The organism is Paraburkholderia ginsengisoli NBRC 100965 (assembly GCF_000739735.1).
Lineage (GTDB): Bacteria > Pseudomonadota > Gammaproteobacteria > Burkholderiales > Burkholderiaceae > Paraburkholderia > Paraburkholderia ginsengisoli.
This window is the reverse complement of record NZ_BBJF01000029.1, coordinates 22,119-43,120: the sequence shown is the minus strand read 5'-3', so window position 1 is coordinate 43,120 and position 21,002 is coordinate 22,119. Positions and strand designations below refer to the sequence as shown.

Here is a 21,002-nt window from a genome sequence, read left to right as displayed (position 1 = left end):
AACGAGGTGGGGAGGGTGAGGCGCGCGAGCCAGCGGTGCGCGTGGCGACGCACGCGATGCGGCGCATGATGCGTCCGACGGCGCGGCGTACAGCCGTGGCCGTGCAGGCTTGCAAAATTACAAAGGGGTGGATTTTACAGCAGTGCGGCCGAGGTCGCCGGTGACGCGAGCGGTGCGGCGGGCAAGGTCGCGGCCGCGACCTTGCAGACTTTTTGCGCGGTTTTGCGCTTCCTTCGTCACGCGGCCAACCGAACAGCCGCGTGACGAAGCGCGTGCGAAAGCCGTCAGATGATCAAACGCGAAACCTTGGTCCCTTCGAGGGACACGCCGGCCATCAGGCCGCCGTTCGTCAGCACGAATGCTTCGACCGGGCCGGTCGCCGTCGACGTATCGACCGCGCCGTTCGCGCCCACCTTCAACACGGCGACGGTTGCATCTGCACCCGCTGCCCATCCCTGGCTGTGCAGGAACGTGTCCAGCGCTTCCTGCGTCATGAACAGGAACACGAGCGCCTTCGATTGCGCGCCGATCTGCAAACCGAACGAGCCGGCGACGGTGCTGTAGAAGCCCCGCGTGTGCCCGTTCACGCGCAATGCGCCTTCGCCGTATTGGCCGCCGACCCAGAAGCCCGCCGAGATCACCGACGGGAACACCAGCACGCCGCGCGCTTTCGCGACCAGTTCGCGCGAGCCGCCGACGTTTTCGTAGAGGCGCGCGAGCGTCGCGTCGACGCCCGCGTTGATCGTGTCGCGCTTGCCGGCGTTGGCCGAAGGCGAGGCGCTCGAGGACGGCGAAGTCGTCGTGCAACCGGCGAGGCTGAAGCCAACGGAGGCCAGAGCAGCGCTGCCGGTCAGGATGAATTGTCGTCTGCGCATGTTTGTTGTCCTTTTACGTTATTGAGGGTGCGGGAGTGGCACGTACCCCGTGCCCGGTGCTTCCCGTGCGTAGCCGCGCATGTCACCGCGATGGCGACAGGGCCGTACGACGCTTGCTAGTCAGCAGAAAACGTACCCGACCCCGCGGGCCTGCGCAAGGGCGGCGGGTGGGTGTGGCGGGTCGGTGTGGTATCGCAGGGAACAGGCGGAAACGCGGCGAGGTCTTGCGCCGCGTTTCCGCCGTTCATCTCTACGCTGCCGGTCGGATGTTCTGGTTGTGGCAGAAAAGATTGTGCGGATCGTAGCGGCCTTTTACAGCAACCAGCCGTTCGTAGTTCGGCCCATACGCATCGGCGACGCGGCCGCCTTCTTCCTCTGTCATGAAGTTCACGTACACGCTGCCGAGCGCGAACGGCGCGGCCGCGTCGAAGAACGCGCGCGCCCACGCGATGCAGCGCTCGTCGTCGGCGGGGTCGTCCCAGCGGCCGTGCACATTCATCGCGTATTGCGTGTCGCGCGCGGGGTAGGCGGTGGCCGCGACCGGCACGCGCTGCGTCTGTGCGCCGATCTGGCCGAAGAAGATTTCGCACTGCGGCGACGGCAGATTGTCGATCGCGTTGAGCAGCGCGTCGATGAGGCCGTCGTCGATGCCGCTGAGATTGTGCGACTTCCAGTAATTGCGCGCGCCCGGTGTGAGCAGCGGATCGAACGCCTGTTGCCACATGGTGTACGGCATCGGGCCGAGATGTTCGCCGACCGGCGTGCCGAAACCGCGCACCGGTTCCACGACCGACGGGCCGTTATCCACCGGCCCGTTGTAGCACATCGCAAACACGCACACCGGCGTGCCGTGCACCTCGGGCGGCAGGAACGGCAACGGCGGCGCGAGCCGCAACACCGCCCACACGCTGAGTTCCTCCGGGAAGTCGGCGTGCGCGGCGCGGTACTTGACGAGCGCGTCCCGCGCCTGCGCGATCGGCAGCACGACGAGGCCGCCATACACAAGCGGTCCGACCGGATGCAACTGGAATTCGAATAGCGTGACGACGCCGAAATTGCCGCCGCCGCCGCGAATCGCCCAGAACAGGTCTTCGTGTGAATCGGCGCTGACGTGCAGCAGTTCGCCTTCGGCGGTGACGACATCGGCGGAGAGCAGGTTGTCGATCGTCATGCCGTATTTGCGGCTGAGCCAGCCGAAGCCGCCACCGAGCGTCAGTCCCGCGACGCCGGTAGTCGAGTTGATGCCGAGCGGCGTCGCGAGTCCGAACGCCTGCGCTTCATGATCGAAGTCGTGCAGCGTCGCCCCCGGTTCGACATAGGCGCGCCGCGCAGCCGGGTCGATGCGCACCGACTTCATCGACGACAGATCCAGCACGAGGCCGTCGTCGCATAACGCGCTGCCGCCGATGTTGTGACCGCCGCCGCGAATCGCGAGCGGCAGGTTGTTCGCGCGCGCGAAAGAGACGCCGTAACGCACGTCGGCGGCACCGGCGCAACGCAGGATCAGCGCCGGACGGCGGTCGATCATCCCGTTCCAGATACTGCGTGCCTGATCGTAGCTTGCATCGCCAGGCAGCAGGAGCTGGCCTCGGATCGCGGATTTCAATTCGTCGGTAGCGCTGCTGGACACATTAACCATGGCTGGCCTCATCGGAGAGTGGAAGGCGCTCTCAACGCTATTCAAATGACCAAAGTAAACAGAAAGCGGTAAATAGAAAGCGTACTGAGAGCTTTGTGTGCGTCCAGTAAACGGGCCAGTCCGGCGAAGTCAAACAAAGGTAAACCCGCGCTTGCCGACGATCGCGCGCAAGCGCTCGCACGGCAAGCGTCCGCGGGCGGCGCGCGCGACGCGAGCCGTGCAGCGGCCCGCGGATGGTGGAAATGCTTCGGGAAAAGATCGCGCGACGAAGTGTTGGTTTGCGCCGCGCTGATGGTCGCGCGGCGACACTTTGCGCGCGGCGCCGCGAGCATGCGGGCTTTCGCGGCGCCCGTTCAGCCTTTGACGAGACCGCCGTCGACGATCAGATTTTGACCCGTCACCGCGCGCGACCAGGGCGACAGGAAGAACAACACGGCGTCGGCGAATTCTTCGGGTGTCGTGACGCGCCGCAACGGCGTGGAGTTGGCGATCAGGTCGAATACGAATGCCGGCGTGGCCGCGCTGGCGTCGGTGGTGCGCAGTAGGCCGCCCGACACCATGTTCACGGTGATGCCGTCTGGGCCGAGATCGTGCGCGGCGGTGCGCGTCAACGACAGCAACGCCGCCTTGGCCGCCGTGTAGTCGTGATACGGGACCACCGGATTCTGGAGCAGATTGGTGCCGACGTTGACGATGCGGCCGAAGCCGCGCGAGCGCATGCCGGCCGCTGCCGTTTGCATCGTGTTGAGCGCGCCTTTGAGTGAGCCCTCGAGTTGCTGCTGGAAACGCGCCCAGTCGGTGGAGTCGATCGAGGGGACGCGCGTCGCCGTCGAACTGGAAGTCGGCCAGCGCATTGTTCACCACCGACACGATGGGCTGCCCGGTCTGTGCTTGCGCTGCTTCGAACAGACGCGCGACGGCGGCGCTGTCGGTGACGTCCGCCTGAAGCGGCAGCACGCGCTCGCCGAGTTCTTCCCGCAGCGCGTGCGCCAGGGTTTCGCTCTTACGGTAATTCACGATCACGCCCGCGCCTTCGCGCACCAACGCTCGCGTGATCGCCGCGCCGAGTCCGCGAGCGCCGCCCGTCACCAGTACCCATTGTTCGGAGAGAAGCATCTGTTTGTCCTGTTGTCGATGAAGTTGCGATGTTCGTATTGTCGCTTGAGTTGGGGAGCGCTTGCTGTGTGGGATAGCGCACGAAACAGGAGATTGCGTTGAGAGGCAGTCGGGCACTTCAGGTGAGGCCCGTTTTTGTGTTTTGGCGGTGACGAGGTGACGTGCCTCGGCGAGTGCGATGGTGACGAGGAGAGAAGGTCCTCCGCGTTCCTGTCTGTGGGATTGCGCTCACTCGGATTCGGCAGTCGCGTGCTTGTGTGCGGACGAACACGTAGAAAGTGCGGAGACGTACGTCATTACCCTGATTGCTTCGCGAAAACGGTATTGGAGTTTGTCGCCGGCTATTCAATTCGATGAGTAAAGCAGTCGGCATATTTAACGGCATATTAGTTTGGACTGCGTAACTAACGTCGAAAGTTGCCGCGATTTTATGGCTCTGGATTTGACCATTCTTGACACTTGGGCCATTGCAATCGACTTGAAGCGGATCCGCGATATCGCTTTGCGTGGGCTAGCGCACGGTCGCCACCTGGCGCTGCGCATACCTTCAACGTCCATCAGGACTCGCTGTGCCGTTCTCACAAAAAGGTTCGCGCGCAGCCAGTCTTTTCTCTCGGATGACGCCAAATCGGACCGGGATTTTTCGCGAGAGAGGCGCCGCACGCGATGCGTTTTTGCATCGATCGAGGCAGCGTCGACTGGGCTTTGAATTTTCGTTTTTAACGGTGAAAAAGAGATTCGCTCGTTATCTGGGCCGGTCACTCTAGGTTGATAGTTAGGAGAATGAAATGAAAAGGCAAAACGGGGACGCGCGCACATTGGGGACGCGGCAGGCGGTATTGGCAGTGGCGGTGAGTTTGTATGCGGCGATGGCGGGTGCTCAAACGAATCCGGCGACGCCGTCGACGAGTTCCGCCGGGCTGGTGGTGGCGCAGGCATCGCCGATGGGCGCTTGTTCTGGCGGTGGACCTGGCTGCGCGGGACCGGACATCGGCTTTCTGGCTCCGGGCGGAGGCGGCCTTGCGGCGGCGAGCGTGGGAGCGACGCCGAGTACGGGTTCGCAGGGCGGCAACGGAGCGCCGTCGACGGGCTCGGGCAATAGCGGCGGCAACGGTGTGACCAACTCCGGGTCGGGCGGGATCGGCTCGGGGAACACGGGCGGTAGTACCGGTGGCGGCGCCGGCGGGAAGGGCGGCACCGGCTCGGATGGTGGGACGAGCGGCGGTGGTACGGGCGGGGATGGGTCTGGTGGGGATGGTGGTGACGGTGGCGGTGATGGCGGTGATGGTGGCGATGGCGGTCATGGTCATGGGCATGGGCATGGTCATGGTGGGTATGGTCACGGTCATGGTCATGGTGATGGCGATGGCGATGGTGGCCATGGCCACGGCGACGGCGGACACGGTCACGGTGATGGTGGCCAAGGCGACGGTGGTCATGGAGACGGCGGCCACGGGGACGGTGGTCATGGCCACGGCGATGGCGGCCATGGTGATGGTGGCCAAGGCGACGGCGGTCACGGAGATGGCGGCCACGGAGACGGTGGTCATGGCCACGGCGATGGCGGCCATGGTGATGGTGGCCAAGGCGACGGCGGTCACGGAGACGGCGGCCACGGGGACGGTGGTCATGGCCACGGCGATGGCGGCCATGGTGATGGTGGCCAAGGCGACGGCGGTCATGGAGATGGCGGTCACGGAGACGGTGGTCACGGAGACGGTGGTCACGGCCACGGCGATGGCGGTCACGGCGACGGCGGACATGGCCACGGTGACGGTGGGCAAGGCGATGGTGGTCACGGTGATGGCGGCCAAGGCGGCACCGGTCACGGCGACGGCGGTCATGGAAATGGCGGCCAAGGCGGCAGCGGTCACGGCGAGGGCGGTCATGGAGATGGTGGCCAAGGTGGCACCGGTCACGGCGACGGTGGCCATGGTGATGGTGGCCAAGGCGGCACCGGTCATGGCGCTAGCGGCCATGGTGACGGTGGCACTGGTCACGGCGAGGGAGGCAACGGCCCTGGCAACGGTGGCCACGGTGGCGGTTCGGGTAACGGCGGCTCCGGCAATGGCGGCCATGGCGGTGGCTCGGGCAACGGTGGTTCCGGCAACGGAGGCAACGGTGGCGGCTCCGGCAACGGTGGTTCCGGCAACGGCGGCCATGGCGGTGGCTCGGGCAACGGTGGTTCCGGCAACGGAGGCAACGGTGGCGGCTCGGGCAACGGTGGTTCCGGCAACGGCGGCAACGGTGGYGGCKCRGGCAACGGCGGTTCCGGCAACGGCGGCAACGGTGGCGGCGCAGGCAACGGCGGTTCCGGCAGCGGCGGTCACGGTGGTGGCTCGGGCAACGGCGGTTCCGGCAATGGCGGCAATGGAGGCGGCGCAGGCAACGGCGGTTCCGGCAGCGGCGGTCACGGTGGCGGCTCGGGCAACGGTGGTTCCGGCAACGGCGGCAACGGTGGTGGCTCGGGCAACGGTGGTTCCGGCGGCGGAGGCCACGGAGGTGGCTCAGGCAACGGCGGTTCCGGCAACGGAGGCCACGGAGGCGGCTCGGGCAATGGTGGCTCCGGCAACGGAGGTAACGGCGGAGGGTCAGGCAACGGCGGCTCCGGCAACGGCGGCTCCGGCAACGGAGGTCACGGCGGCGGCTCGGGCAACGGTGGCGCCGGCAACGGCGGCAACGGCGGAGGCGCGGGTAACGGCGGCCACGGCGGCGGCTCTGGCAACGGCGGTTCCGGCAATGGTGGCAACGGCGGCCCAGGTAACGGCGGTGCCGGAGGTGCCGGCAATGGAGGGAACGGCGGCGGCGCGGGTAACGGCGGTCCGGGCAACGGCGGCAACGGAGGCAAAGGCGGTCCCGGCAACGGTGGCAACGGCGGTCCTGGCGCAGGCAACGGTGGTCCCGGCAACGGCGGCAACGGTGGCCCGGGCAACGGCGGCTTCGGCTCAGGCCGCGGTGGCTTTGGCGGTGGCTTCGGCTCGGGCCGTGGCGGGTTCGGTGGCGGCTTCGGTGGAGGTCATGGCGGCGGCTACGGCGGCGGCAATGGTGGCCACGGCGGGGGCAACCATTAAAACTGGCGGATAACTTTCCCCGCAGCGCGCGGAGGCTGGCGAGACCTCCGCGCGCGAACAGCCAAAAGCATCAGAAGCAACAGACACAACCGAAGCAAACAGAGACAACAGCAGCAACCCGAGCAACACATCCAGCAACACACCCCACGCACCATAATCACCAAAGAGTGGACGTTCGCGTCCACTCACCCCGACGCACCCCCCACCTCGATTACCCGCTCCTGCACGACGAGAAACACTCTCTCCGCAGCCGCACGTCCTTCCTCGCGCGCTCCTCCCGTAAAGCTTCCAAAAGCCGGCAACACGCCGCACTCCTTGCCGAACCGGAAACACGGCACGCGCACCGAATCGGTTCGCGTCGTGATCCGATAGACCGGATGCACATGGCCCGCAAGCGCATACGCGCCGTCGACCCGCTGCGGCTCATGACACAACGCCCAAGGCCCGACGATCCACGGTTCCCGCACATACTCGACATTCAGCGTCCCCGGCAGCGCACCCGCGTGCCGGTCGTGATTGCCCTCCACTAGCACCACCCGCAGTCGCGCATGGCGTGCGCGCCACGCATGCAGCGCATCGAGCGTTTCCGGCGCATGCGATTCGCGCGCATGCAGCAGGTCGCCGAGGAACACGAGTATCGCCGGTTCGAATTCGGCGATCAGGATATCGAGGCGCAGCAGATTGTCGGCGGTCGAGCCGATCGGCACCGGAATGCCGCGCGCACGAAACACCGCGTCCTTGCCGAAGTGCGCATCGGCGACGAACAGACAGCGCAGCGCCGGATCGAAACTCGCGCGCAAGCTCGACAGCACTAATGCATGCCCGGCGATCTGAACCGTCAACGACGTAGGCGTCATGCGCGCGCCGCCTTTTCGAGTTCAGCGAGCATTCTCTCGACACGATCCGCGAGCTTCTCGGTGCTGACCTTCTCGCGCAAGCGTCCGACGATCAACGGAAACGCAAACGGCGTCGGCTTCTTCGGTCGCGTCACCACCACCCGGCTCGCGTTCATCCGTTCGAGTGCAATACGAATGCGCCGGGCGTCGAGTTCCTGCAGTAGCACTTCGTCATCGGCCTGGTTGAGCAGCAGGTTGCCGCGATCGTGATTACGAAAGATCTCGTAGAAAAGACCGCTCGACGCCTGCAATTGCCGCGCGCTTTTCTGTTGACCCGGATGCCCCTGAAACACCAGACCCGATACCCGCGCAATCTCGCGAAAGCGCCGCATCGACAGTTCGGAAGAATTGAGACTTGCGAGAATGTCGTGCTGCAGGCCGTCGAGCGAGAGCAATCCGCCCTCCAGTTGTGCGGCCCAGTCGAAGGGTTGCGCGGACAGCAGCTCGAAACCGTAGTCGTTCATCGAAATCGAAAAGGTGCCGGGCTTCTCGCGCGCGACCCGCCATGCGAGCAGGGCGCCCACGCCGATATGCGCGGTGCGCCCCGCAAACGGATAGCAAAAGAAATGATGTCCCTCGCGCGACTTCACCAACTCCACGACCAGCACGCCCGGCTCCGGCAACGCCGACCACTTCTGCTGCAATTCGAGCAGCGGCCGTACGGCGCGCATCTCGGGTTCGTCATAGATGCCATCGGCGGCGCGCGCGAGCATCGTCAGTGTGGCGTCGGCGAGTTCGGACGAGAGCGGCATGCGGCTGCCCGCCCATTGCGGCATCGCTCCACGCGACGACGTCGCGCGCCGTACCCAGGCGGTCATGTCCTGCACGCGGATCAATTCGAGCGCACGACCGCCGAAAGTGAAAATATCCCCTGTTTTGAGCCGTGAAATGAACGACTCTTCAATCGCACCGATTCGGCCGCCCGACAGATACGCGACATTCAGCGTGCCGTTCGCGACGATCGTGCCGATGTTGTTGCGATGGCGGCGCACCAGATCCTCGCGCGGCACGCGATAGAGGCCGTCGTTTTCGCGCACCACGCGATGGTAGTCGGGATACGCACGCAGCGACGTGCCGCCGCCTTCGACGAAGCCGAGCGCCCAGTCGAACTCCGCTTGCGTCAGATCCCGGTACGCATAGGTACCGCGAATCTCACCGTACAGTTCACGCGCGTCGAAACCACCGCCGATCGCCACCGTGACGAGATGCTGGACGAGCACGTCGAACGGTTTCTCCGGCGTTTCGCGGCCTTCTATCTGACGCTTCTCGACCGCCTCGCGCGCGGCGGCGGCTTCGACCAGTTCGAGCGCATGCGTGGGCACGATCGTCACGCGCGATGGACGTCCGGGCGCGTGTCCTGAGCGGCCCGCACGCTGCATCAAACGCGCGACGCCCTTCGGCGAGCCGATCTGGAACACGCGCTCCACCGGCAGAAAATCGACGCCGAGATCGAGACTCGACGTACACACCACCACTTTCAGCAGGCCGCTCTTCAGGCCACGCTCGACCCATTCGCGCACTTCCTGATCGAGCGAACCGTGATGCAATGCAATCAGCCCGGCCCATTCGGGCCGCGCTTCGAGCAGCGCCTGATACCAGACTTCGCATTGCGAGCGGGTGTTGGTAAACACGAGCGAGGTTTGCGCTTCGCCGATCGCGTCGGCCACCGCGCCGACCTGGCGCATCCCCATGTGGCCGCCCCACGGAAAACGTTCGATGGTCTCGGGAATCACCGTGTCGACGATCAATGCTTTGGGCAGCGCGCCATGCACGCTTACGCGCGGCGTCTTCACGGGGGCGAGTAGCACGTCCGCGGCGAAGGGCAGGTTGCCGAGCGTCGCCGACAGCCCCCACACCTGCAAGTCAGGACGCCAATGCGCGAGACGCGCGAGCGCGAGTTGTGTCTGCGTGCCGCGCTTATTGCCGAGCAACTCATGCCATTCATCGACGATCGCGAGCCGCACATGCGAGAGCACTTCACGCGCGTCGGGCCGCGTGAGGATCAGCGTCAGGCTCTCGGGCGTCGTGACCAACGCCGTCGGCATGCGCCGGTTCTGCCGCGCGCGTTCCGCCGACGACGTATCGCCGGTGCGCAAGCCGACGCTCCACGGCACGGCCAACTCGGCCGCCGAACTCTGCAACGCGCGCGCGGTGTCCGCGGCGAGCGCGCGCATCGGCGTGATCCAGAGCACGGTGAGCGACTCGGGCTGCGTGCGCGGAGTACGCTTGCGCGCCGACGCTTCGGATGTTGCGAAGGCGGCCAATGCGCCGAACCATACGGCCCAGGTCTTGCCCGCGCCGGTGGTCGCGTGCAGCAAGCCGCTCGCGCCCCGACCGATTTCCGCCCACACGTCGCGCTGAAATTCGAACGGCTGCCAGCGGCGCGCTTCGAACCATTCGCGGAGTTTGTCGGCGAAGGGGCGGCGCGCGGCGGTGTCGTCGAGCGTGAAAGGGACCGGCTCGAAGGCCGGCTCGCGCGCATCGAGTCGCGCCTGCTGTTCGCGGCTGCGCGGAATGCGACGCGGGCGGGGCGCGCGGCGCCGTTCGGGCGCGACGGCGGGCGCCGGATCGAGAGGCTCGTCGGAATCAGCCGGTTCGGTCATCGAAAGTACTCTTGGGCATGGCAGTCGCTGTCGACCAATGGCTCGCGTTGAGTGTCTTATGTGGACTATGGAAGCGTGCCGGGGTTCACGTCGGCGTGCGCGTACTTTCGCTCGCGGCGCTGATCGTGATTAAATGCCGGGACTTTGCGCATTCATAGAGTGGCCGAATCCGCGTGGCGCATTGCAATGGTCCATTCATCACGGAGTTCGCGTTGAATCACAAACAGGCATCGCTGCCGCAGACGTCATTGCGAATCGCGGCTGCGCAGGCACAACCGGTTTCCGGCGACGTGGCCGCGAACATCGCGAGAACGGTCGAATTGACCGGTCTCGCCGCCGACCAGGGCTCGAGACTGGTGGTTTTTCCCGAGAAGTTCCTGAGCGGCTATGAACCCGATCTGGTTGCAGGCGACCCCGCGAAATACGCTTTCGACGCACACGACCCACGGCTCGAACCGATTTGCGCAGTGTGCAGACAGCGCGAGATCGCGGTGATCGTCGGCGCGGCGACGCGCAATGCGAATGGTGCGGGTGGTCTTCATATCTCGTCACTGATGTTCAACCGCTCCGGCGAACAGCTTGAGCCGTATCACAAGCAGTATTTATATAGCAGTGAGTCGCGTATCTATCAGCCGGGCTCGCAAGGCGGCATGCTGGAACTCGACGGATGGCGGCTTGCGCTGAGCGTGTGCTACGACGCCGGCTTCCCGGAGCATGCGCGGCTCGCGGCGGTCAACGGCGCGCATGCTTATCTGGCGAGCGCGCTCTTCAGCGCGAAGACGGGTTATCACCAGTCGCGTATCTGGTTTCCCGCGCGTGCTTTCGACAACACCCTGTACGTGCTGCTGTCGAATCACGTCGGCATGACCGGCGGCTGGGCGACGTGTGGCGCGAGCGCGATCTGGAGTCCGTACGGTGACGTCGTTGTGCAAGCGGGCCGCGATCGCGACGAAGTGATTAGCGCGCTACTCGATCCGGCAGTGCTGGCCGATGTGCGCGAACGCGAAACGGTGCTGGCCGACTTCAATGCGCTTGGCGGAGTGGCGGGTGCCCATCGCTACAACGTGCAGCGGCTCGATTGAATAACATTCAAGCGAGCGTGCAGTTGGTCCTCCCGGTTATCCCTTCGCTTCGATTCGCGCGATCACACTGGCCGGTCCGGCAACTCAACCTGTACGCAACATTGCAACGCGGCGGCATCCCACATGCGATCCGCTACAATGGCGCGCACTACCTCACTGGAGATTCGCTTTGAAATCCATCGTTGCTTTGGTTGCCGCGGCTGTTCTCTCGTCGACGGCAATGGCCGCCGCGCCCACGACTGACAAACTGCCTTCCGGCGTGATCGTGCAACACCTGACGCAAGGCACGGGCGCTCAACCGGCAGCCGACGATGTCGTCAAGGTCAACTATCGCGGCACGCTGCCGAACGGCACCGAATTCGACAGTTCCGCAAAGCACGGCGGCCCGGCGAGTTTCCCGCTCAATCGCGTGATTCCGTGCTGGACGCAAGGCGTTCAGAAGATGAAAGTCGGCGGCAAGGCCAAACTGACGTGCCCGGCGGCAACCGCTTACGGCGACCGTGGCGTCGGCCCGATTCCGCCGAATACCGACCTGACGTTCGAAATCGAACTGCTCGGCATCGGCAAATAACGCTGCCGCGCAATGCGTCGAGAATTAAGCCCCGCTCCGGATTCCCGTGGCGGGGCTTTTGTTTTTCCGGGCGTTGAAGCGCCGTTGTTGGGTATTCGTCATGAAACGTGAAAACAGTGCAGTGCGGGTCGCAACCATCGGTTTTGCCGGCAAGAGCGCGCAGAGCTTTTTCGATTTGCTGAGGAACGCTCAGGTGCGTACCGTTCTCGACATCCGCCTGAATAACACTTCGCAATTGGCCGGCTTTGCTAAAAAGCAGGATCTGCCTTACTTTCTCGACAGGTTGTGCAATGCAGCGTACGTCGAAATGCCGGAACTCGCGCCCGAGCCGGATTTGCTGAAGCGCTATCAGGCCAAACAACTCGCGTGGGACGCATTCACGGCGGAGTACGTCGAGCTGATTGCGCGGCGACGCGTGGAAAGCAATCTGGATGTCGATCTGTTTCACTCGGCTTGCCTGCTTTGCAGCGAACATTTACCACATCGCTGTCACCGGAGCCTCGCGGTCGAGTATCTGAATGCCCAATGGAATAGCCGGCTCACGATTACTCACCTTACCTGATAGGGCCGCGCCGTTCCGTACCGGCCGCTTTTTAAAGCTGCCCGGTGCTCGGTCGTCTACTATCTACTCACGCGCCGATCCTGCGTCTCGCCCCGCCGCGCAGTCGAGAACCCCCGCCGTCATTCGCCATTCGTCGAGCGTCAGGAGTGCCGCCATGAATATCGACTTTCACTATGGTGTGGTCTATATCGCCGCCCGCGTCGGCGGAATGACGGCCGGCGACGCGCTGACCGTGGCGCACGCCTGCCAATACGTCGACGATGCGACGACGCGCGGCATTCTGCGTTTCAAAGGCGGTGAGACCTTCGAGCGGTTTGCCACCGCGCACAAGCTATTCGACTACGCGAACACGGAGAACGACCAGAACCGCCTCGTGTGGACGCCGTTTCATTTTCTGCCTGCCGGCGAAGGCGAAACGCTCGAAGAAAAAGCCATTTGCCGGCCGGACAGCGAAGTGGCCCGCGAAGTCGTGCGGCGTGCAATTCGTCAACGCGGCTCGGAAACCGGTTTGCATCGCCTGGGCGTGACGCTTCACTCGTACGTGGATACATGGGCGCATCAGGGATTCGCGGGAATAGAAAGTCCGTGGAACCGCGTGCACTTGCTGGAAGCTCAGGATTGCACGCGCAAGGGTTGGATGGAAAGCCTGAAACTGGTCGCCGGACATCTACTGGAACATATCGAGGAGGACATACTGACGCTGGCATTGCCCGTCGGCCACGGCGCCGCGTTGCATTATCCCGACCAGCCGTGGGCGCGTTGGCATTACATCGACGGCAGAAACAACTTCATTTCGCGCCACAATTTGCCGGATTTCGTAGAGGCGGCCGACATGGCATGCCGTGCAGTGCGCGGCTATATGGACGGGCGGGAGGACTTTGAAACTCAACCTGGTTTGCCGGCGGACGTGAAGGAAGCGCTCACCGATCTGCTCGACACGAATCGGAATGCGGACGACAACGACCGCTTGCGGACCGTATGCGAATGGGTGAAAGCGGGCCGAGTTCCGGGATTGAAAGAGCGCGTTCCCCCTTATATCGCCAAAGGACGCGGCTCGTGGAAATGTCTCGCCACCGGTCTGGAATACGACGATGACACCGGGGACAGACCGGTATGGACGGATGCGTTCGAGAAAAGCGATTACCGGCTCTTTCACGACGCGGTCAAGCAGCACCGTTTCGTGACCACGCAGGAGATTCTGCCTGCCCGCGGATTGCGGATCGCGTGAATGAGCGCAGGAAGTAGAAGAAGGAGCGCCGCCGCGAACCGGGCCTCGGCTCGCAATTGAGTGAGTCCGGCGCCGCCGCCATTAATGACCTGCCTATTGCAGCCTGGCTTGCTGACGCTGCGCGGCCTGTTCTTCGGCATGTTTCTTCGCCATATGCCGTCCGACGATGCAGCCGCCGACTGCGCCGACGACCGCGTGATGCCCGGCATAATGACCCGCTACCCCGCCTACGACCGCGCCCTTCAGACAACCCGCCGCGTTCGCCGTGCCGGTCATTGCCGAAGTGAGTGCCGCCGCTGCGAGGGCGGCTTTGATGTAACCCGCTTTCATCTGAAAGTACCGTTCTGTTGAGATTGTCGGAAATGGTGCTATTCGAGTGCTTTTCAATAGTCACCCCAGCGTCGGTGTTCACGCGCTTCATGTTCGCGCCATTGTTCACGACGCCATTCATGTTCTCGCCACTCGCGATGCTCGCGCCACCTTCTCGCGCGCCAGTCGCCATCGTCGCGGTAGTCCACCGCCAGGGGAGCCGGACCGTAGGCAACGGGGCGGCCGATCTCGATGGGTGGCGGCGATGTCTGAACGCCGAGCGGAATGCCGACGCCGACGGCCACATCCACGTGTGCCGATGCCGCCGACGATACCGCCAGAATGACCAGACCCAATGCCGCGCCAATAATCTTCCTGTTCATTTTTCCTTCTCCCTGGACGTCGAGGTGCGCTGCTCTCCGTTGCTTTCCGCTGCTTTTATTCACAGCCGGTCGGCAGCGAGGCACGGTTCGAAGTGTAGAAGGGTGGTCGCGACACAGGTGAAACATTGCTGAGAGATCCGTAACGCCGGGTTACCGCCGTGGCCGGCTATGCATCCGGCCGTCCTCGAAGGCGGTTTTTTCATTCTCGATGGCGTTTTTTTTTAAAGCCGGCAGCCAGGAAAACTCACTTTCGAATAAAAAATGAACTGCCGTCCTTTGAATATTCCAATGCTTGCCTATAGTAGAAGCGGCTATTGCCGCGAAGCACAGCAAGCGCCATTTGGTTGATGCGGGTCACGGGGAAACAGAAATGACGCCATCGAATGCTGCGATCTATCAGTCCGGGACCTGTACGCCCGAATCTCTCCGCACGCTTGCCGGCTACCTTGAATTGGCGCTCGACGAGGGAGAAAGCGTCGTTCTGATGCGAGTCGGTACGCAGGTACGCAGTGTTTATGTCGGCGATCCTTCAGGCGCATTGGAGGATCTAACGGATTCCGGTGTAGTCGACGCTTTTCAGGCGGACGAAATGCTGATGTTGACCAGGCTGGGACTCAACCGGATAACGGCGGACGGTCAACAGTACCGTTTTGTGCGTAGTGTGCGTTACATCGCCGATCGTCAGGCTGTCGTTTTTACGCCAACCTGAGTTGTTTTTAAGAAGCGTGCTGGAACTGCAAGCCAAAAGAAGAGTCTTGGGAAAGGAAAAGAAAGAGAGACCGGCTAATTGAGTCACGGACCTGAAAGCTCCGTACTCGAACGCTATGTGATCAGATGGCGTCTCGGTGTCTGAAAAGGGCACACGGATCTGCCTTTCTTCTATTATTCATGGCATAGTTCGACGATTACCACATAGGGAGGATTCAAATGCCAACGTTAGAGCAAATCCAGGCAAAGCTGAAGAAACTGCAAGCGCAAGCGGATGTCATTATCGCCAGAAAGGCACAAGTCGCGGTCGACCGGATTCGCGATCTGATGCTTGAGCACGGTCTGACTACTGAGGATATCGAAGCCAAAGCCAAGGCGAAGCGAGTAGCGCGAGGCTTGAATGGCCATGCCGCAGGCGCCAAGGTAGAAGCGGGTGGCTCGGGCAAGCCGGCGAAATACCGCGATCATAAAACCGGTGCAACCTGGACGGGCCATGGCCGCGCGCCGGGCTGGATTGCCGGCGTCAAAGACCGCACTCAATTCCTGATCGACGGCGCAAGCGAACTGAAGTCTGCGGCAAAAGCGGTGGTCGCTCATGCCAAAGCCGGTAAAGGTCAGCCGAAAGGCGCACAGCCGCCCAAGTACCTCAATCCGAAAACCGGTGCAACCTGGAGCGGCCGTGGTCCGGCGCCCGCATGGCTCGCGACGGTTAAAGACCGTACTAAATTCCTGATCGACGGCGCCGCGGCTAAACCTGCGACTAAAGTAACAACCAAAGCGGCAACGAAAGCCGGCAAAGCCAAATCGGCGGCGACGAGCGGAGCGGTAAGCAAGAAAGCCGCGGCGAAAAAGCTCGTGGCGAAAAAAGCGGTAGCGTCCAAAAAGACCGCTGCGAAGAAAGCACCGGCAGCCGGAAAGGTAGTAGCGAAGAAAGCCGCTGCGAAAAAGACCACGGCGACCAAAGCAACCCGCGCGGCAAGAAAAGCGCCGGTTCGGAAAGCCGCCGTCAAGTCGTCGGTCGCAACAAGCGCCGCGGCAACGCCGCAAACCGCGCCGGAGCAAGCCAGCGCATGAGCGCAACGGAGTCGTGAAGTAGATGACTAGCACGATCGAGTCACCCCAGCAGGAAGACCACGTCGTCCTGCTGGACTCCGTTCCTTATCCGGCGGCCGATGCGGCCGAACCTTTTATCGTCGCGAGCGACCGCCGGGTGATACTGGCTTACCCGATTGCGGAAGCCGACTTCGAGCGGTTCGGCCCATTCGATCCCGACGACGATCCCTTCTGCACGGTGCTGTTTCCCGACGCGATGTTTCATCGGCTTGGTCCGCCGGGCGACGTCGATCTCGAGATTCACCCGCTCGCCATGCAAGGTCTGCTCGGTTACTCGGTTCACGAGGTCGTGAATTCTTCGCTGGCCGCGGAGATTGCGGCAGTCGGATCGGCACTACCGGCATTGCGCCATTTCGTCATTACGTTTCAGAGCTCGACGTTCGAATGCGTGGCGTCGGACTATACGGTGGTCGGCGTATATGGCGCCGGCGAGATTGCCAGTCGCGAGGCGTTCTCGCTAGTCAGATAAGTCAAAGAGGCGAAAAAAGCGTGGCAGAAAGGCACGCTTTCGCGACGGGCACGCGCAATGCGTCCTGTCATCGTGGTTAAAGCCGGACCCTGGGTCCGGCACGCTCCGTCCAACTGCGGGATGCGCCTCGCGTGTCCCGCCGCTCAGTATCGAGGCCACGCTTGCTGACCATTCCTCTCACCGCGTTTATCACGCTCGTCATTATTCTGCTGATCGCCAATCTGTCGAGCGGCGAGAAGAAGATCGAACACAAGATCGAACGGCTTTACGCGAGCGACGATCCGCAATTCCTTCGTTCGATGGGACTGCTGCTCGGGCCGCCGGTCATCGGCGGCAATCGCTTTGAAATGCTGCTCAATGGCGACCGCATTTTTCCTTCAATGCTCGAAGGAATCCGTTCGGCGCGCGAAACTATTACGTTTGAAACGTTCATTTACTGGTCTGGCGAAATCGGCGAGCAGATTGCCCATGCGCTCGCCGATAAAGCGCGTGAGGGCGTCGCGGTGCATGTACTGCTCGACTGGGTCGGTTCGTCGAAAATGGACAAGCGCTATCTGGATGAACTGCGCAACGCTGGCGCGGAAGTGATCCAGTATCACAAGCCGCACTGGACGGGTCTCGGCCGCATGAACGATCGCACGCACCGCAAGCTGCTGGTGATCGACGGGCAAATCGGTTTTACCGGCGGCGTCGGCATTGCACCGGAATGGACCGGTCATGCGCAGGACGAAAAGCATTGGCGCGATACCCATTTTCGCGTGGCCGGTCCGGTGGTCGGACATATGCAAGCGGTGTTCATGGACAACTGGGTCAAGGCGACCGGCAATGTACTGCATGGCGCCGGTTATTTCCCACATGTCGAGCCGCAGGGCGACGGTCTTGCGCATATGTTCAGCAGCTCGCCGTCGGGCGGCAGCGACGATATGCAGTTGATGTATCTGATGGCGATTACCGCGGCGACCCACAGCATTCATCTCGCCAGCGCCTATTTCGTGCCGGACAAGCTGACCATCAATGCGATCGTCGAGGCGGCCAAACGCGGCGTGAAAGTGCAGATCATCACGCCGGGCAAACGCATCGACACGCACACGGTGCGCGAAGCGTCGCGCGCCTGCCGGGGCGATTTGCTGAAAGCGGGCGTCGAGATATTCGAGTACCAACCGACCATGTTTCACTGCAAATTGCTGGTGGTAGACGAATATCTGGTGTCGGTCGGCTCGACCAATTTCGATAGCCGCTCTTTCAAGCTGAATGACGAAGCGAACCTGAACATCTATGACCGCGACTTCGCGAAGCAGCAAACCGCCACTTTCGCGGACGACATCATGAAGTCGCAACGTATTACGCTCGAAGCGTGGAAGCACCGCCCGCTAACCGAAAAGCTGCTTGAAAAGTGCGTATCGCTACTGGATAGACAGCTTTGAACTGAGCATGGTGAAGCGGTCTAGCTAAAAGAAAACGTTTGCGCGCCGTCGACGTGATGCATCGTCCGAGAAGATCGTGCGAGAAAGCGGCGACGGCGCGAATGCAACCGACTAACAGACCACGCCGCTCAGATAGGCTTCGACGTCGCACGGCGCTAGAGAACTGTCGCTGTCGGATAGCGGCGCGGCGAGCACCGCTTTAGCATGCCGATATGCATTCGCGAAGCCACGCAGCTCCTGAGTAACCGGCCGATCATCGAGCCGACGACGCACCAGGGCCAGCGCAATGCAACGATCGATCAAAGCGAGCTGGCTGTCGATATAGTCCACACATAACCGGCGGCAGTTTGCGGAAGCCGACGCGACCGTCAGCAACGCGGGCACGATCGAGATCGTCAGGAAACCGCCCGCTGGAATGCGCGCCAACGCGGCGGGCGAGTCGAACAGTTCTCTACGCAACGCTTCGAAAACAGCCCGGCCCCAGACCTCTCGTTCTTTTTCGAGTGCAACACGGCGGCGCTTTAACGCATCGTTCGCACTTGCATCCACAACGCGCCCGTGCTCGACCATCAACGTGGCGCCGTCGCGTGCGCCTTCCTGAATGCAGTCGGCGCCGAGATAGACGGCGCTCTGATTGCGCCCGGCCAAAACCAGATGTTGCAGCGTGTCGGGCACGAGCGGATCGAGCGGCACGACTTCACACGTCAGCGGCTTGCCTTGCAGATGAATCGCGCAACGTCCGTCGTCTTCGAGCGCGGGGCAGCGCGCGAGAGAAGGGTAGTCGTAGCCTTGCGCGGTGATGCTGAAGGTGTCGCCGGCGCGATGCAGCAGCGTGTCCGCAATCGCGTCGAACGCGGCGATGTCCGCTTCGTCGAGCACGCTTTCGTGGTGTTCGACGCGCAAGCGTTCGCCTGCACGCTTGCGCGGCACGCGACCAATCGCAATGCAGCCGACGAAGCGGTCGCGATGCCGGAACAGTTCCGCGAGCGTCATCGCAGGGGGGCTGTTGCAGCATTTGCCGCATGCCGAGCACGCGAACGAGAACGCGTTCACCATGGCCGGCGCACCGAGTCCTGATAGCGCGTGAGGATGAAATGCGCGACGTCGTCCGAGTGATAAGCGGCGACGAGTTGTGCGACCCAGGCTTGAGTGCGGTCGCTGTCGCGAACGGTCAACACGTTCGCGTAGGGCGAGCGCGCGTCTTCGAGACCGAGGCTGTCACGCGCGGGGTAGAGCCCCGCACGGGTCGCGTCGTCGCTGTCGATCACCGCGACGGCCACACTGTTCAGCGAGTCGAACAGACGCGCGCGCGGCACCTGGCGGATCTTCAGATTCAGCCGGTTGCTGGTGATGTCGCGGACTGTGGCGTGCAGCCCCGCGCGGTCCTTGAACGTCAGCAGCGTGAAGTTTTGCAGCAGGATCAGCGCGCGTGCGGCGCCGTCGCGATCGTCGGGAATCGCGATCGTCGCGCCGCGTTGCAACTGGCCGAGGCTCGTCAGTTTGCGCGAGTACAGCGCGATCGGAAACGTTACGGTCGGGGCGACGCTCGTCAGCGCATAGCCATGCTGCTTGCGCTGCGCGTCGAAGGCCGGTTCATCTTCGAAGCTAGCGGCGTCGATCCGTTTCGCGGCGAGCGCGGCGTCGATTGCGGCCGGTTTGTCGAACACCACGACGTCGAGCGCGAGTCCGCGCGTAGCCGCGACGCGCCGTACTTCGTCCATGATCTCGGCATGCGCGCCCGCACTCACGCCGACCTTGACGGCCTGATCTTGAGCGGCGGCCGCGACGTGTGCCGGTTGCAGCAACGCAGCGACAGCGACGCCCACGGCAAACAGAGCCGCCGCCACGTTGGCACGGGATGTCATGACGCGTCCCTCAGCACCGTGCGAAAGCCGATATGCGCGGCCGGCAAATCCGCTTCCTGCTGCTCGCGTGAAGCCGCGCGATAACGCACGCAATAGTCGCGCGAGCAGAGAAACGAACCGCCTTTGATGACCATCGGCGTATCGTGCCGGCGGCTGAGCGGCGCGACGGCAGCCGTATCGCCGTTGGTGTGCGATTGGTGCGGACCGCTGTAGACGTCTTTGGTCCATTCCCACGCGTTGCCGATCATGTCGTAGAGCCTGAAGTCGTTGGCCGCATAGCAGCCGACGGGTGAGAGTCCGACGTGACCGTCCTCGTTGGTGTTCAACACGGGAAACACGCCTTGCCAGTAATTCGCGGTCGGCTTGCCGTGCTCGTCGCGCGGCGCGGTGTCGAGGTCTGCGCCTTCGTGACCGGCTTTACCCGCGTATTCCCACTCGGCCTCGGTCGGCAGATCGCGGCCGAGCCAATGCGCGTACGCGAGCGCATCGGCCTGCGTGACCATCGTCACCGGCTGGTTTATACGACCGTCGAGGTTGCTGCCCGGTCCGGTCGGGTGATTCCACCCCGCGCCTTTCACCCAGCTCCACCACGCCAGATCGCGCGCGTTCATTTCTTCGCGCGTTGGCGAGTGAAACACCACGGCGCCGCCCTGGCGCTCGGAATCGCTGACATAACCGGTCGCTTTGACGAAGGCCGCGAATTGCGCATTCGTCACGTCGGTCTGATCGATCCAGAAGCCGGCGACATGTGTCTTGCCGTCGCCGGCGGGGCGCTCGTCCTCATATCCGAGCTTGCTGCCGAACGCGAAGTCGCCGCCACGCAGATGCACCATGCCCGCTTGCGCATCGTCACGCCAGCGCGCCGGCAAACCGCTGTAGCGCCCGCATTGCTGCTCGGAGCCGAGCGCGGCCAGCGGACGCGAGCGGTTCAGGTCGTCGAACGCGCTGTGTTGCGCGCTACCGCCGAATGCAGTCGAAGCGGCCGATGCCGCGGTAAACGCGGCGGCGAAGGCGGCCGCCGCGAGTCCGGCGTAGGCGCCGTACAGCGCCGCGCCGCTTTTGAGCTTGAATCGAACCGTCATTGCATG

18 protein-coding genes and 1 pseudogene are annotated in these 21,002 nt (G+C 63.4%); 9 read left to right on the top strand and 10 right to left on the bottom strand.

The window, feature by feature from the left end:
- Window positions 1-284: 284 nt before the first annotated feature.
- The 3 genes and pseudogenes from BGI01S_RS28070 to BGI01S_RS28060 all read right to left on the bottom strand — a co-directional run bounded on the left by BGI01S_RS28070 (window position 285) and on the right by BGI01S_RS28060 (window position 3,630).
- Window positions 285-875 carry a BPSL1445 family SYLF domain-containing lipoprotein gene (locus tag BGI01S_RS28070; protein ID WP_042329668.1) on the bottom strand — a complete coding sequence of 197 codons (591 nt, stop codon included), beginning with the start codon at window positions 873-875 and terminating at the stop codon, window positions 285-287.
- 250 nt (window positions 876-1,125) lie between these two features.
- Window positions 1,126-2,514: an FAD-binding oxidoreductase gene (locus BGI01S_RS28065; RefSeq protein WP_042329667.1), complete on the bottom strand. Its 1,389-nt coding sequence runs from the start codon at window positions 2,512-2,514 to the stop codon at window positions 1,126-1,128.
- Window positions 2,515-2,867: 353 nt separating this feature from the next.
- Window positions 2,868-3,630 (bottom strand): annotated as a pseudogene (locus BGI01S_RS28060) (3-oxoacyl-ACP reductase).
- Between the two features lie 1,239 nt (window positions 3,631-4,869).
- Between BGI01S_RS28060 and BGI01S_RS31310 the strand changes: the two are divergent.
- The gene (locus BGI01S_RS31310; RefSeq protein ID WP_052400537.1) at window positions 4,870-6,714 is read left to right on the top strand and encodes a hypothetical protein; all 1,845 of its coding nucleotides are present in this window, start codon (window positions 4,870-4,872) and stop codon (window positions 6,712-6,714) included.
- Window positions 6,715-6,886: 172 nt separating this feature from the next.
- Here BGI01S_RS31310 and pdeM read toward each other — a convergent pair whose 3' ends face one another.
- On the bottom strand, window positions 6,887-7,558 hold the full coding sequence (gene pdeM / locus BGI01S_RS28040) for a ligase-associated DNA damage response endonuclease PdeM (protein ID WP_042329666.1): 672 nt from the start codon (window positions 7,556-7,558) through the stop codon (window positions 6,887-6,889).
- On the bottom strand, window positions 7,555-10,200 hold the full coding sequence (locus BGI01S_RS28035; protein ID WP_042329665.1) for a ligase-associated DNA damage response DEXH box helicase: 2,646 nt from the start codon (window positions 10,198-10,200) through the stop codon (window positions 7,555-7,557). Before BGI01S_RS28035 ends, pdeM begins: the two co-directional genes overlap by 4 nt.
- Before the next feature lie 212 nt (window positions 10,201-10,412).
- Here BGI01S_RS28035 and BGI01S_RS28030 point away from each other — a divergent pair, with 212 nt between their 5' ends.
- The 4 genes from BGI01S_RS28030 to BGI01S_RS28015 all read left to right on the top strand — a co-directional run bounded on the left by BGI01S_RS28030 (window position 10,413) and on the right by BGI01S_RS28015 (window position 13,643).
- Entirely contained in the window at window positions 10,413-11,282 is an 870-nt protein-coding gene (locus tag BGI01S_RS28030; protein ID WP_042329671.1) for a carbon-nitrogen hydrolase family protein, read from the top strand.
- A 220-nt stretch (window positions 11,283-11,502) separates the two neighbouring features.
- Window positions 11,503-11,853 (top strand): FKBP-type peptidyl-prolyl cis-trans isomerase, encoded by a 351-nt coding sequence (locus BGI01S_RS28025; RefSeq protein ID WP_232624484.1) that lies wholly within the window; start codon window positions 11,503-11,505, stop codon window positions 11,851-11,853.
- Window positions 11,854-11,953: 100 nt separating this feature from the next.
- Complete coding sequence (locus tag BGI01S_RS28020) at window positions 11,954-12,415, top strand: DUF488 domain-containing protein (RefSeq protein ID WP_042329663.1); 462 nt, start codon at window positions 11,954-11,956, stop codon at window positions 12,413-12,415.
- Window positions 12,416-12,569: 154 nt separating this feature from the next.
- Entirely contained in the window at window positions 12,570-13,643 is a 1,074-nt protein-coding gene (locus BGI01S_RS28015; RefSeq protein ID WP_042329662.1) for a DUF6765 family protein, read from the top strand.
- A 93-nt stretch (window positions 13,644-13,736) separates the two neighbouring features.
- On the opposite strand, the gene BGI01S_RS28010 is transcribed toward BGI01S_RS28015, so the two are convergent.
- Both BGI01S_RS28010 and BGI01S_RS28005 read right to left on the bottom strand, forming a co-directional pair.
- The gene (locus tag BGI01S_RS28010; RefSeq protein ID WP_174447456.1) at window positions 13,737-13,973 is read right to left on the bottom strand and encodes a hypothetical protein; all 237 of its coding nucleotides are present in this window, start codon (window positions 13,971-13,973) and stop codon (window positions 13,737-13,739) included.
- Between the two features lie 53 nt (window positions 13,974-14,026).
- Window positions 14,027-14,335: a hypothetical protein gene (locus tag BGI01S_RS28005; protein WP_042329661.1), complete on the bottom strand. Its 309-nt coding sequence runs from the start codon at window positions 14,333-14,335 to the stop codon at window positions 14,027-14,029.
- A gap of 370 nt (window positions 14,336-14,705) precedes the next feature.
- Between BGI01S_RS28005 and BGI01S_RS28000 the strand changes: the two genes are divergently transcribed.
- The 4 genes from BGI01S_RS28000 (at window position 14,706) to cls (ending at window position 18,049) form a co-directional block, all read left to right on the top strand.
- The gene (locus BGI01S_RS28000) at window positions 14,706-15,044 is read left to right on the top strand and encodes a hypothetical protein (protein ID WP_042329660.1); all 339 of its coding nucleotides are present in this window, start codon (window positions 14,706-14,708) and stop codon (window positions 15,042-15,044) included.
- Between the two features lie 218 nt (window positions 15,045-15,262).
- The gene (locus BGI01S_RS27995) at window positions 15,263-16,117 is read left to right on the top strand and encodes an H-NS family nucleoid-associated regulatory protein (protein ID WP_042329659.1); all 855 of its coding nucleotides are present in this window, start codon (window positions 15,263-15,265) and stop codon (window positions 16,115-16,117) included.
- 22 nt (window positions 16,118-16,139) lie between these two features.
- Window positions 16,140-16,625 (top strand): hypothetical protein, encoded by a 486-nt coding sequence (locus BGI01S_RS27990; RefSeq protein WP_042329658.1) that lies wholly within the window; start codon window positions 16,140-16,142, stop codon window positions 16,623-16,625.
- A 161-nt stretch (window positions 16,626-16,786) separates the two neighbouring features.
- Window positions 16,787-18,049, top strand: coding sequence for a cardiolipin synthase (gene cls / locus BGI01S_RS27985; RefSeq protein WP_042329657.1), 1,263 nt, complete (start codon window positions 16,787-16,789; stop codon window positions 18,047-18,049).
- A gap of 111 nt (window positions 18,050-18,160) precedes the next feature.
- Here the strand turns inward: cls and BGI01S_RS27980 are convergent, their stop codons facing one another.
- From BGI01S_RS27980 to BGI01S_RS27970, 3 genes are read right to left on the bottom strand one after another with little or no spacing between them, the layout of a single operon-like run.
- On the bottom strand, window positions 18,161-19,105 hold the full coding sequence (locus BGI01S_RS27980; RefSeq protein WP_042329656.1) for a hypothetical protein: 945 nt from the start codon (window positions 19,103-19,105) through the stop codon (window positions 18,161-18,163).
- A complete protein-coding gene (locus tag BGI01S_RS27975; RefSeq protein WP_042329655.1) occupies window positions 19,099-19,914 on the bottom strand; it encodes a MetQ/NlpA family lipoprotein in 816 nt (271 codons plus the stop codon). The genes BGI01S_RS27980 and BGI01S_RS27975 overlap by 7 nt, the downstream gene beginning before the upstream one ends.
- The gene (locus BGI01S_RS27970) at window positions 19,911-20,996 is read right to left on the bottom strand and encodes a formylglycine-generating enzyme family protein (RefSeq protein ID WP_042329654.1); all 1,086 of its coding nucleotides are present in this window, start codon (window positions 20,994-20,996) and stop codon (window positions 19,911-19,913) included. The genes BGI01S_RS27975 and BGI01S_RS27970 overlap by 4 nt, the downstream gene beginning before the upstream one ends.
- Window positions 20,997-21,002: the final 6 nt, after the last annotated feature.